Raw genomic sequence first — 11,602 nt, 5'->3', positions numbered from 1 at the left:
TGCGGTGGCGATCTCAACCCATAACGGGCGTCGATTTGGCCATGACGGACGTTGATTTGAGCTATCGGGGTGCTTTGGCGGCCTTGCGGAGCGCGCGGTCGAGCATGTCGGAATCCTCCACCGCATCGATGACGCCGATGGTGCCGTCGCCGATGCGGCGTGCGATCAGCAGGACGAATTCCGCATCGCCGGTTTCCATGTCGATGAGCCCCTTGGGCGCGACATCGCGAAGCCTGGCCCGGCCGGCCTCGGCGCGATCGGGCCGGGGCGTCGCGTGCGTGCGCAGGGCGCGTTCGGCCTTCACGATCGCTTTCAGTCCGCCCCTGGCGCTTTCGAGGAAGCCGCGCAGTTCGCCGGCGCCCAGAGAGAGGCGGCGGCCATGGCTCAGCGCCGCGGCGAATTCGGTCAGCCTGCCCTTGTCATAATCTATGCCGAAGACGAGCTTGACGATCGGCGTCATCGGCGCGCGTGCCTGCGCGGTCAGGCCGGCATCCTCGAGCAGTTCGGCATATTCCTCCGCCCGGCGTTCGGCGACGAGCGCAAAATCATAGCAAAGGCCAAGCGCGCGATAGAGGGCGGCGCGGCTGCGGCTGTCCGCGCCGCGAAATGCGATGGCGCCGTTGCGCGCAACGTCGAGCCAGTCGGCGAGACCCGCATCCTCGGGCAGCGCCGCGATATCCTCGAGCGCTTCATCCTCTTCGCCGAAGCCGTCGTCGTCGATCCCGTCGCCAAGTGCGGATATGGTCTCGCCATTGGGGCCGTCGGCCCAGATCGGTACGGCGGGCGCCACGGCACGCGGGGTGGTGCGGATCGCCTGATCCATTTCGAGGACGAGTTCGTCCTCGAGATCGGCGGCCGCCATTTCCTTCCAGTTGATCACGCCATAGATGAAATCGATCGCTTCACCCGTCGACGAATAGGGCATCAATATGCCGCGATAGAGCGTGTTCGATCCGCGCCCGTTGACGAATTCGGCCTCGAAGCCGATCGGCGCACGGTTGGCGATGATCTCGAGATAATGATCGGTCAGCCGCGACAGCAGCGAGCGACTCGGAATGTCGGTGACGGTGGCCGCCCGATCCAGTTCGCATTCGTCCTGGAGCTTGCGTCCGAGATAGGCGATCGACGGATTTTCGGCATCGGTGGTGAAATCGAGCAGCACGCTGTGCGGGCCGAAATCCTCGAGGTCGGCGGGCTGGAGGTCCGCGATCAACGGATAAGGGCGCCCTTCGAGCAAAGATGCCCAGTGATTATAGGCACGCACATGCATGCGGCGTTCGTCGGTGCCGATCGAAGTCTGCGCATGGGCGGTCCCGTCGTCCGCATGGCTGCGGTCGAACGCATCCTGCTCCTCGATTGCCCGCATCGTATCCATTCCGCGCTCCAGGGCACGTCGCCCATCCGTCTCAGTGCACCCATATGGTTGAAGAATGGTAAAGTGGGGCATGGTGACGATCCGCATCTTCGATGCTTGTGCAACGCGCAAAGCGCTGCTAATCGCCACCCGCCCGCAGATCGGCGCGGGATGCAGTGGGCCGCTTTAGCTCAGCCGGTAGAGCATCGCATTCGTAATGCGAGGGTCAGGTGTTCGAGTCACCTAAGCGGCACCATTCAGTCCCCGTCTCCGCAGTTCAGAGCTAGCCCCTCAGGGGCAGACCGAATTGTCGCCACTTTACCGTGGGTTGGCGGAGCGAGAATTCTTAGGTGTCCGCGCGAGACGTTGTCCTGGCCGAATTGCTCCAGAATAGCTGCTTTGGCTCCGGTGCTCCGATTTTTGCGCACGCACCTGCGCTCGCCCACATATGCGCGCCGTCTCCGATTGTGTTCAGTCCCACTGAGTCCGTCGGCGAAAGGCGAATTTTGGTCCGTCTGCAGACCGGCAGCTATCGGGCGTCACATCGTGCAAAGCCGGCATTTTATTAGCTCGGCGGTCGAATTTCTAAGGTCTATCGGTCGCTGAGCGGCAGCTGATGGAGCTCTGGATCAGTTTGTCGGAGGCTTCCCAAAGACGCCGTGCGATTGTCTTGTCCAGTGCAGCCGGCGGAATCCGAGCGGGTGAGGGATATCCGCGCGTCTCGCCCAGTGCATCCGGGCCATAATAGCCGCCCGGCTCGGCGTCCGCGGATGTCCCCGCGAATAGCGTCGGGAGCGCTCCTTGCGGGGTCGGCTGGAAAAGAAACCATAACAGTGTCCGCGCCAGGCCCATTCCGCTCCAGCGACCCGGAGCATTGTGCAGGAGGTCGGTACGCGCGACGCCGGGATGCGCGATGATGCTCGTCACGCCCCAACCGCCGGCGGTGCTGCGGCGCTGCAACTCGAGGCCGAACATCAGGCAGGCGAGCTTCGATTGGCTGTACGCCGGCATCGGCTTGTAGCCCTTCGCGCTGTTGAGATCGTCGAGGGCGATCGCGCCGCTGCGTGCGGCGACGCTCGAAAGCGAGACGACCCTTGCGTTGCCCGCCCTGCGAAGCAGCGGAAGCAGGTGGTTCGTCAGCGCGAAATGCCCGAGGTAATTCGTTCCGAACTGAAGCTCGAAACCGTCCCTCGTCTCCTCACGCTTGGGCGGGACCATCACGCCGGCATTGTTGATTAGTAGGTCGAGCTTCTCCTCCTGGCCTTCTAGTTGGGCCGCGAACGCCGCGACGGAAGCCAGGCATGCCAGATCGAGCAACTCGAACCGCACGCACGCGGATGGAAGCTCGGCGGAAATCCGGGCCGCCGCGGCCGCCCCCTTTTTCGCGTTGCGGCCGGCGATGATCGTGTTCGCGCCCGCGCGCGCCAAGGCGAGCGCCGTCTCGTAACCGAGGCCTCCCGTCCCGGTGACCACCGCGACGCGGCCATCCTGCGAGGGAATATCTGCCACCGTCCATTTACGCATGTTTTATTCGTCCATATATATGCACCGAGTGCAGGATAATATTTGCACTCAGTGCATATTTCAAGAGGGGCATCATGCCGGCGGCGTCTACTGGTGCGAATTCGGAGGAAGGCCTGAGGGCTCGCAAGCGCCGCGAGACCATGAAGCGCATCACCGAGGCTGGGATACGCCTCTTTCTCGATCGCGGTTACGAAGCGACCACGCTGGACGATATAGCCGCCGCGGCCGCAATCTCGCGTCGAAGCTTCTTCCATTACTTCAAGTCCAAGGACGACATCCTCATTTCCCTGCAGAGCGGGATGGGGACCACGATCGCCGAGGCGATCCGCAAGGCGCCCCCTGACAAGCGCCCGATCGAGGCCGTGCGCGACGCCGTCCTCGATGTATGCGCCGCGGTCCCCCCCGACGACATGCTCGCGATCGACCGGTTGATGCGATCGAGCGAAACCGTGCAGGCCCGCAAGCAGGCCAGCTATGTCGAGCAGGAAAGAACCTTGCTCGCGGCATTGCGCGAACGCTGGCCCGAACCGGAACGGCAACCCGCGCTCAAGCTGGTCGCGATGATCGCGATGGGCGCCATCCGCCTGTCCACCGAAGCGTTCAACCAGGAAGCCGGCGCGCGCACGATGCCCACTCTGTTGCGAGAAACCTTCGGCACCCTGGAGACGGAGTTGCTCACCCGCCGGTGAGCTCGGGATCGCTACAAGCGACGTTGCCTACATCAGGCCGCCTTCGACCGCTTCGCGGACTGTGCGCACGCTGGGCCGAAAACCGAGACTGCGTGCCAGGGATCCATCCACATGCAGATACCATGGGTCCGACATCGGTTCTGACGACGTATCCATATCCTTACCGACGAAGCGCACCAGTTCGTAGAGTGTCGTCGCTGCGTCGTCCGCGATATTGACGATCTGCCCGTCGAACGTGCCGGTCAACGCCAGTCGGATGGCCGCGGCAATATCGATGTGGTGGACTGTACTCATGCGCTGCGCCGGGTGGAACGCGAACGTGTCCAGGTGCGACGGCAACGCCTCAAGATGACCGTCACCGTCGCCATACACAAAGGGGAAGCGCAGGACGGACCAGCCAAGGCCACTGCCCTGCAGTGCGCGCTCGGCAGCCAATTTGCTCGCGGGATAGGCCTGCTGCGGATCCACGACATCGCTTTCTCGACCCGGATGGGAGCCGCTCCGACCGTAGACATGCGCCGTGCTGGCCATGATGAAGCGTGCGTCGGGAGCCTGCGCCTTTGCTGCGGCGATCAGGTTCTGCGTCCCCTCGAGATTGCTCTTCCAGATCAGATCCGTGTTGGCGGTGCGAAACACAGCGGCAAGATGCACAATCGCCGAGATGCCGTCGACCGCCCTGGCGAGCGCATCGCGGTCGAAAAGGTCGCCCTCAAAAACCGTGGCACCGACAGCGACGGTCTTGCCCGCCCGAACCAGGGCGCGGCAGCTCACGCCGGCTTCGACGAGCCGGGCTAGCAGGCGCTCTCCGACAAGACCGGTCGCTCCCGTCAAAAGGATCGTCATCACATTCCTCCTTCGGATCTTTGAGCGAGGCACTCGGTCGCAGTCCGAAGCACCCGCACCACGATCGCCGCATCGGCCTCGCTGACGCTGCCGAACGCGTCTTCGTGAATGAAACTGAGATCAGGCAGCTCGTCCCACAGCTTCTCGCCGACGGGAGTAAGGCGAAGCAGCTTCTGCCGCAGGTCGACGGTGTCCCGCACCTGCTCGACGAGATGCTTGGCCACGAGTGTCCCCACCACTGCGCTCAGGGTCGCCCGTTCGACCTGGAGCGTTTTCACAAGGTCGCGCTGCTTCGTGGGGCCAATGGTGGCGAGTTGGTGCAGGACGTACCATTGCGTGGCACCGAGCCCGTGGACGCGAAGCGCGTCCTCCATCACCGTTCGTCCGGCGAAATAGCATCGCTTCGCCCAGATCGCGATGGATCGCGGCTCACGTTCGTAATTATTGTCAGGCACCTAACAATATTGTCAGGGGGCTAACAATGTGTCAAGCACTTCTAATGTCGCCCTCTCGTCAGAAGGGGCAGCGGCTTTTGGGCCGGCAGGAGACTGTCCGGTTTGCAATGGTCGAAGACGGAAAGCTGCCGATCGGCAGTCGACCAATCTCGGAAGTAGACGATGCCAACCGCTCTTCCCGGAAGCCGCCATTCTAAAGGACAAGCGAAGTTCATCTGTTCGATCAGTTACAGCCTATCGGAGATGATCGCTGGCGGGTCGCTTGCTGGAAAGCTTTCTTCCAGCGCTTCGTCCAACTGCCCTTCACGATGGTCCTTACGATCTTCAAATGGCTCCCGGCCGGCCAGCCACAAAGTAACGTTCTGGACGTAGCGGCGTATCGACCGCTGAGCCTCTGGCGATCGCGCAAGTGCAGCGCCGGGCGTCTCCTCGACGAAGCTTGGGCAGCCCGCTGCGGGGTCCCAATTGAAGTCGGCAAAATGGTGAAAGGTCGACTGGGCAATGCCCGGGCCACCATCCGCCGACGGCTCGAATGTGACGATCAAATTGAACTGCCTGCCGCTGGCCTGGCTGGTTCCCGTCGCGATCACCCGCGCGGTTTGATCATCGATCGGCGCCCCTACCGCTCCCTCATGCGGATGGGCCGGCAGATATCGGATCAGCCCTCCCGATACCGTCGGATCAAGCAGCACCGGATGCGGGGGGCCGATGATCTCGATTTCTTGGAAGTCGCCATTGGCCCCGGAATGATAATTGGGCCACAGAATGTACGACGTCTCGCGGTCGTCGATGACGCGGCGCGCCTCGTCGGGATCGACGTTCGTGCTGTGGAAATAATGCGCGCGTCCGATGCCGCCTAGCGAGCAGACCGATCTTCCAAGATCCATATGGTCTCGCGTAACCAGCAAACCGCCGCCGTTCGACCGGAAGCGGCCTATCGCAGCGCAATCCTCAGCGTGAAGGCCGTCGCCGGTATCGACCGCAAATAGCCAAAGCTCGTCGAAGTCCGATCGATCCATGGTCGACAATATGGGATCAGGGCGGCCGGGCTCAAAACGGTCGCGTGCGGTGACGAGGCAGAGCGGCGAGCCATCGTCGTTGGTCAAGTTCGCGAGATAGTCTCGCATCATCGAGAACCGCCCGATATTCCAATCGTCCTCGATCGACGGAATCGTCGTCTGGAGCAGAACGCGAATTGGTGAAGCTGTCATGCCGTCCTCCTCAAGCTCCAAGATGAGCCTTAGGTCTACGTAGCCGGCTGGACTTCCAACGCGGCCATAGCGGCATTGAGCTAGCCCGGCAGCTTGTCGGCCAAAACATCTGCCTTGCGGATCTGAGGCGACGTGGCCAGCAATTCTTCCGCATTCTCTATTAGTGCGGCAGCCACCTTGCCGGAGAGGTGGGCCTCGCGACCGGCGTCATCATCAAAGGCATCGAAGATCGCGAACGTGCTTTGATCGAAGCGAACGGCGAACCAGCTTATCGTGCCCGGTTCGGCATCGACCAAGCCTCTCGCGCTTGCCAGGAAAGCCGCAACTGCGTCTTCCTTCCCGGGCTTTGCTTTGAGTTCTACATAAAGCGCCAAGGCTGTCATGGTGTCCTCCTGTGCACCCCCCGGCCGAACGCTGCATAAACCTCTTTGAAGAGAATAGCTCGGGAATTGTGTGGCAGATTGAAAACCGCGCCGGCAGGCCTTCGGACGTTCGTATTCCAGTGATACGTGCAAAAACCCCTAAATTCTTGCCCCGCGGTTTGGCAGCGCAATCGTCAGATAGTTAAGGGGTTTTTGCACATGTCACCGAAATGCGATTAAGTTTATGTGCTTTTTCGATTCTTCAAGATAGTGAAGATCTCTGTGACGATCCATCCGTGCTCGTGCGTCTTATGTCATGCGGGAATCACGAGGGCGGAATTGCATGACCGGCGCGCTTGAAAACAGGGCGAACTTTACCCAGTTGAACCGGCGATTCAGGCCGGTGCTCATGGCGTATTTCCTTCGCCGCCTGCGCAACCACTCCGAAGCGGAGGACATGACGCAAGAGGTGTTCCTGCGCCTCGCCGGGCATGATGAAGTCGAGATGCAATCGCCCGAAGCCTACATCTTCCAGATTGCCGCCAATCTCCTCCATGATCGGGGGCGGCGCGAGAAGGTTCGCAGCGAATATCGCGCGGGGGTGTCGATGATCGAAGGCCGCGGCGTCGATCCTCTCGATCCGCTCCGCATAGCCAGCGACCGCGAGGCGCTTTCGATCCTGCGCAAGGGCGTGGCGGAATTTCCGGAACGGACCCGTACGATCTTCCTTCTGTGCCGGCTTGAGAACATGGATCGCAAGATCGTTGCCGAGGCGTTCGGGGTCAGTATGAGTACGATCGACCGAGAACTCGCGCGGGCATTGGCGCTCCTGACGAGCCGTATCAGAGGGGAGGCGTGATCATGACGGCATCTCCCGATACAGCGGACGGCATGTCGCTCCTCGAGGAAGCCGGGCTGTGGTGCATCCGCATGGCCGATGGCAGCATGACGGACAAGGAGCAGGCGGCATTCGCAGCCTGGCTCTCGCAATCGGACCAGCATCGCCTGGCGTTCGAGGATATTGTGCGGACATGGCACGGCATCGACGAAATCAGCCTGCAGCCGGATATCATTGCTTTCCGCGCGGAAGCATTGGACGGATTCGGTGCGACCAATCGTCGCCGCTGGGCGGGCCGCTTCTCAGGATATCGACAGATTTTCGCCGTCGCCGCGTCGCTGGTCCTGATGCTGCTTGCCTATGGCATCTACGCGCAGTTCGCCTTTGCATCCTATGTCACCGCGACCGGCGAACGCCGCGTCATCGTGCTGGACGACGGATCGCGCATATCGCTCGATGCCGACACGAATGTTCGTGTGCGCTATGGTGGCTCGCGACGAGAATTGCAGCTCGTCCACGGGCGCGCCAAATTCGACGTCGCCAAGGATCCATTGCGGCCTTTCACGGTCACCGCCGCTGACAGGATGGTGATTGCCACAGGCACCGAATTCAGCGTCGAACTGCTTGGACGCAAGGTACATGTCATTCTCTACGAAGGTCATGTCGCCGTGATGAGCGATCGGGGCAAGCGGCTGGGCGCGGCACCCGTAAATGCCTCCGGCACTGAATCGCGCATGTCGGATGCTGCACTTATGCCGGGTCGCGAGCTGGTAGCGGACATTTCGACGGATTTGACAAAGATCGTGCCTGCCGACCCCGCACTCACTCTGACATGGGAAGCGGGCATGCTCAGCTTCGCCGACGAACCGCTACAGTCCGCAGTAGAGCGCATGAACCGCTATTCGAACGAGAAGATGGCCGTCGGCACCGCAGCAGCGGCGCGCACGCCCGTAAATGGTGTCTATTCGGCTGGAAATTCAGCTGCGTTCATCGAGGGCGTCACCAGCGTTGTGCCGCTGCGCGTCGAAGACCGCGCAGGCGTCAAAACCTTCATGCGTTAATTTTGCGGTCGAATGACAGTCGCCCGGATGTGGCGCGTCTTATCCTGTAGCGCCAATAAAGATCAGCCTGGCGCGACAAGGGGGAAGCATGATCGGAACTCTGCGCAGAGCGTGTTTTTTGGCGAGCGGAGCCTTCGCCGCGACAATGGCAGCAATGCCCCTCGCGGCTTATGCCCAGGAGGCGACCTACCGGTTCGACATTCCGTCTCAGGACATGGCAAAGGCGCTCCGCGCATTCGGCAAGGCTGCCCGTCAGCCGATCTCTTTCGACGGCGGCCAGACGCGTGGAAAGCGTTCGGTGTCCGTCAGTGGCTCGCACTCCGCCGGTGGTGCGCTTCGTATTCTGCTTGGCACTTCGGGCCTGACTTATCGCCTCAGTCCGCAAGGCGTGTTCATCGTGGCTGCCGCAGTGGGGGGCGCCGGCTTACAACCGGCATCGAATTACAAGGAAGGTTCAGCAGCAGACGATGCCGCAGCATCCGAGGACAATGCGATCATCGTCACCGGATCGCGTATCGCGCGGACGACATACGATACGCCCAGCCCAGTGACGGTCGAGAATCGTGCGGACATCGAGCGGAAAGGCTTCAGCAACGTCTATCAGGCCTTGAATCAATTGCCCCAGTTCGCTCCCGGGCAAGGGCCGGGCAATGACGCATTTGCTGCCCCTGCCGAATTGGGCGCGCAGTTCCTGAATCTTCGCGGGTTGGGGACAAATCGCACCCTGGTCCTGATCGATGGCCGCCGGCGCGTTTCAGGGGGAAGCACCACAGCCGCGACCGATCTTTCGTCGATCCCGTCGAACATGATCGAGCGAGCCGAGGTGGTCACGGGGGGAGCGGCGGCCATTTACGGAGCGGACGCTGTATCGGGTGTGGTCAACGTCATTCTACGCGAGAATGTGGACGGTCTGGAACTCAGCACACGCCAGGGGCTGTCGAGCCGCGGAGATGGATACAGCTATAGCTATGGCGGTATATTCGGCGGGAAAGTCGGAGAGCGAGGTCGCGTCACCATAGGTGTCTCCTACAATCACGATAACATGATCAACTGGACGGATCGGCCCTGGACCCGGACATTCCAGATTGCTCTGGGAAATCCTGCCGACACCGGCCCGGCTGACGGCATCCCGAACCAAATCGTCTACGACAATTTTCGGTACCGGCCAGGCACTCCGGGGGGCTCGTTCAAGATCGGCGAGCTCCCTCGAATGACGTATGAGAACGGTGCGCTAAGGGCACTGCAGAATGATTCCACTTATCCTTATGCCGGACCTGCCGACGACCCGATAATTGCCTTTGGCGGAGACGGGTATAATCCCGCCGATTTCGTTTTGTTACGGGGAAGGCTGTCAACGATATCGGCGATGACGCATTTTTCATATGAAGTGCTTGATGGCGTCAATCTCACCTCCGACCTTCAGTTTGGACAAACCAAGGCGCTCAATCTTGCCGATCCATACTATCCGGATATCGAGTTGCATCACGAGCCGGGTCGCGACAATCCGTTTATTCCGGCGGCGATCAAATCATTGATGGACGAGCGCGGCCTTACTTCGCTTACGGTCCAGCGCACCGGGAATGATCAGGGCCGTACTGGATTGGCCGTCACAAGAAGCATTTACACCGGGACGGTTCGGCTCAACGGTAGATTGAACGATCGTATCGCCTGGCAGGTATTTGGCCAATATGGGCGTTTTGACAATCGGTCTTTGTCATTGAACGACAAGATCACGTCGCGCGCAAGCGAGGCAACTGATGTCGTGCTTGACCCGGAAACCGGACGCCCGGTCTGCTTCAGCGCGACTGCCCGTGCGGCTGGTTGCAAGCCCATCAATGTCCTGGGAATCAATTCCATCGATCCGGCGGCGCTGCCATATTTCAATTATAATGCGCGCACGCTGACGACCAATACACAGTTTGTGAGCGGGGGCGATCTTAATGGCAGTCTGTTTGATTTGCCCGCGGGATCGGTCAAATTTTCGGCCGGCGTCGAGCATCGCCGGGAAACCATCGACGTCCAGGGTGATCCATTGGCAGCCCAGGGCTTGCTGGCGTTGAATTTCGGACGAGGCATAAAAGCCAACTTCGACGTCTCCGAGGCTTACGGTGAACTTGTCGTCCCTATTCTGCGCGATGTGCCCTTCTTTCAGGCATTGGAGATCGATGGCGCAGCGCGGCTGTCCGATTATTCGACAATCGGCAGCACTTTTACCTGGAAGGCCGGACTGGTGTGGGCCCCGGTCTCCGATGTTCGGCTCCGGGCCACGATATCGCACAGCGTTCGCGCTCCGAATCTGAACGAATTGTACACCCCGGCAACGGTATCGACGTCGACGCTGGCCTTGTTCGATCCGTGTGACGCCACCCAGCTTGGCGCAACGGCCAATCGAGCCAAAGGGTGCGCCGCAAGCGGCGTTCCCGCGAACTTCCGAGATATTGGCAATGGTGGGATATACGGAGCTCCAAAAGCTTTGATCAGTGGTGGCAATCCAAATCTTAAAGAGGAATCCTCCGACAGCCTCACGATCGGCGCTATATTCGAACCGCGCTTTCTGCCCGGATTTAGAGCCGCCATCGATTACTTCCAGATCAAGATGACCGACGCTGTCGAGAACCTCGATTTGGACAGTGTCATTCGTGCTTGCTACGATACGGATCCGCCCGCGAGCACAGCTTGCAGCCTCATCACGCGCAGGGCGGATCATTCGATCGAAAAGGTGCTGGCATCGTCGGTCAATATTGGTCGGTTAATCTATCGAGGCATTGATTTTTCAGCCGATTACCGCACCGATGCCGGTGTCCTTTTGGGAAGGCCGGTGACGATCTCGGCGTCGTTTGTCGGGAGTTACAATTTCAAATACGATCAGACGCCCGACGCGACTCAGCCTGATAACGTATTGAAGTTCCATAACTCCGCATTGATGCCAAATTTCCGAGGCAGTTTGACGTTGGGCGCGGACGTTGGAAAGCTGAAGACAAATTGGACGTTTCGCTATATTTCAAGTTCAAAGAACGACGCGGACGCGACGTCGGAAGAATATGATCGGAATCATATTCCGTCCCGGCTCTACAACGACGTTTATGTTACATATAATTTTACTGAAATCGCTACCGTCGGCATTGGCGTCAGTAATCTTTTCGACACGGCCCCTCCTTTCCTGAGGTCTGGGTATCACGATGCCCTTGGTCGTTCGTTTTTCCTGACGGCAAATCTGAAGTTCTAAGGCTCGGTTGAGCGACCTGTCGAAGATGCGGGGCTGACC

The 11,602-nt window shown here is 60.4% G+C and carries 10 protein-coding genes and 1 tRNA gene; 5 read left to right on the top strand and 6 right to left on the bottom strand.

Annotation, left to right across the window (positions count from 1 at the left end; all coding sequences use genetic code 11):
- Window positions 1-61 precede the first annotated feature (61 nt).
- Window positions 62-1,375: a PAS domain-containing protein gene (locus AC3WN8_RS14895; RefSeq protein ID WP_492670232.1), complete on the bottom strand. Its 1,314-nt coding sequence runs from the start codon at window positions 1,373-1,375 to the stop codon at window positions 62-64.
- 159 nt (window positions 1,376-1,534) lie between these two features.
- On the opposite strand from AC3WN8_RS14895, the gene AC3WN8_RS14890 reads away from it, so the two are divergent.
- A tRNA-Thr gene (locus tag AC3WN8_RS14890) sits at window positions 1,535-1,610 on the top strand.
- Window positions 1,611-1,939: 329 nt separating this feature from the next.
- On the opposite strand, the gene AC3WN8_RS14885 is transcribed toward AC3WN8_RS14890, so the two are convergent.
- Complete coding sequence (locus tag AC3WN8_RS14885) at window positions 1,940-2,878, bottom strand: SDR family oxidoreductase (RefSeq protein WP_492670231.1); 939 nt, start codon at window positions 2,876-2,878, stop codon at window positions 1,940-1,942.
- Window positions 2,879-2,952: 74 nt separating this feature from the next.
- Between AC3WN8_RS14885 and AC3WN8_RS14880 the strand changes: the two genes are divergently transcribed.
- A complete protein-coding gene (locus AC3WN8_RS14880; protein WP_492670230.1) occupies window positions 2,953-3,567 on the top strand; it encodes a TetR/AcrR family transcriptional regulator in 615 nt (204 codons plus the stop codon).
- 27 nt (window positions 3,568-3,594) lie between these two features.
- Here the strand turns inward: AC3WN8_RS14880 and AC3WN8_RS14875 are convergent, their stop codons facing one another.
- From AC3WN8_RS14875 to AC3WN8_RS14860, 4 genes are all read right to left on the bottom strand, one after another.
- Window positions 3,595-4,410, bottom strand: coding sequence for an NAD-dependent epimerase/dehydratase family protein (locus AC3WN8_RS14875; protein WP_492670229.1), 816 nt, complete (start codon window positions 4,408-4,410; stop codon window positions 3,595-3,597).
- Window positions 4,410-4,784, bottom strand: a complete 375-nt coding sequence (locus AC3WN8_RS14870) for a MarR family winged helix-turn-helix transcriptional regulator (RefSeq protein ID WP_492670228.1) — start codon at window positions 4,782-4,784, stop codon at window positions 4,410-4,412. The genes AC3WN8_RS14875 and AC3WN8_RS14870 overlap by 1 nt, the downstream gene beginning before the upstream one ends.
- 308 nt (window positions 4,785-5,092) lie before the next feature.
- Window positions 5,093-6,076 (bottom strand): hypothetical protein, encoded by a 984-nt coding sequence (locus AC3WN8_RS14865; protein ID WP_492670227.1) that lies wholly within the window; start codon window positions 6,074-6,076, stop codon window positions 5,093-5,095.
- A gap of 80 nt (window positions 6,077-6,156) precedes the next feature.
- On the bottom strand, window positions 6,157-6,459 hold the full coding sequence (locus tag AC3WN8_RS14860; RefSeq protein ID WP_492670226.1) for a putative quinol monooxygenase: 303 nt from the start codon (window positions 6,457-6,459) through the stop codon (window positions 6,157-6,159).
- A gap of 322 nt (window positions 6,460-6,781) precedes the next feature.
- Between AC3WN8_RS14860 and AC3WN8_RS14855 the strand changes: the two genes are divergently transcribed.
- The 3 genes from AC3WN8_RS14855 (at window position 6,782) to AC3WN8_RS14845 (ending at window position 11,563) form a co-directional block, all read left to right on the top strand.
- Complete coding sequence (locus tag AC3WN8_RS14855) at window positions 6,782-7,297, top strand: RNA polymerase sigma factor (protein WP_492670225.1); 516 nt, start codon at window positions 6,782-6,784, stop codon at window positions 7,295-7,297.
- Between the two features lie 2 nt (window positions 7,298-7,299).
- Window positions 7,300-8,337: a FecR family protein gene (locus tag AC3WN8_RS14850; protein ID WP_492670224.1), complete on the top strand. Its 1,038-nt coding sequence runs from the start codon at window positions 7,300-7,302 to the stop codon at window positions 8,335-8,337.
- 88 nt (window positions 8,338-8,425) lie between these two features.
- A complete protein-coding gene (locus AC3WN8_RS14845; RefSeq protein WP_492670223.1) occupies window positions 8,426-11,563 on the top strand; it encodes a TonB-dependent receptor domain-containing protein in 3,138 nt (1,045 codons plus the stop codon).
- Window positions 11,564-11,602 lie beyond the last annotated feature (39 nt).

This window comes from Sphingobium sp. FW305-3-2-15-F-TSA7 (genome assembly GCF_058787155.1).
This window is presented reverse-complemented; position numbering and strand designations above follow the sequence as displayed.

Bases quoted from the DNA above. Each gene is read 5' to 3' on its own strand.
- AC3WN8_RS14895 (WP_492670232.1), bottom strand. From the start codon at position 1,375: ATGGATACGATGCGGGCAATCGAGGAGCAGGATGCGTTCGACCGCAGC.
- AC3WN8_RS14885 (WP_492670231.1), bottom strand. From the start codon at position 2,878: ATGCGTAAATGGACGGTGGCAGATATTCCCTCGCAGGATGGCCGCGTC.
- AC3WN8_RS14880 (WP_492670230.1), top strand. From the start codon at position 2,953: ATGCCGGCGGCGTCTACTGGTGCGAATTCGGAGGAAGGCCTGAGGGCT.
- AC3WN8_RS14875 (WP_492670229.1), bottom strand. From the start codon at position 4,410: ATGACGATCCTTTTGACGGGAGCGACCGGTCTTGTCGGAGAGCGCCTG.
- AC3WN8_RS14870 (WP_492670228.1), bottom strand. From the start codon at position 4,784: ATGGAGGACGCGCTTCGCGTCCACGGGCTCGGTGCCACGCAATGGTAC.
- AC3WN8_RS14865 (WP_492670227.1), bottom strand. From the start codon at position 6,076: ATGACAGCTTCACCAATTCGCGTTCTGCTCCAGACGACGATTCCGTCG.
- AC3WN8_RS14860 (WP_492670226.1), bottom strand. From the start codon at position 6,459: ATGACAGCCTTGGCGCTTTATGTAGAACTCAAAGCAAAGCCCGGGAAG.
- AC3WN8_RS14855 (WP_492670225.1), top strand. From the start codon at position 6,782: ATGACCGGCGCGCTTGAAAACAGGGCGAACTTTACCCAGTTGAACCGG.
- AC3WN8_RS14850 (WP_492670224.1), top strand. From the start codon at position 7,300: ATGACGGCATCTCCCGATACAGCGGACGGCATGTCGCTCCTCGAGGAA.
- AC3WN8_RS14845 (WP_492670223.1), top strand. From the start codon at position 8,426: ATGATCGGAACTCTGCGCAGAGCGTGTTTTTTGGCGAGCGGAGCCTTC.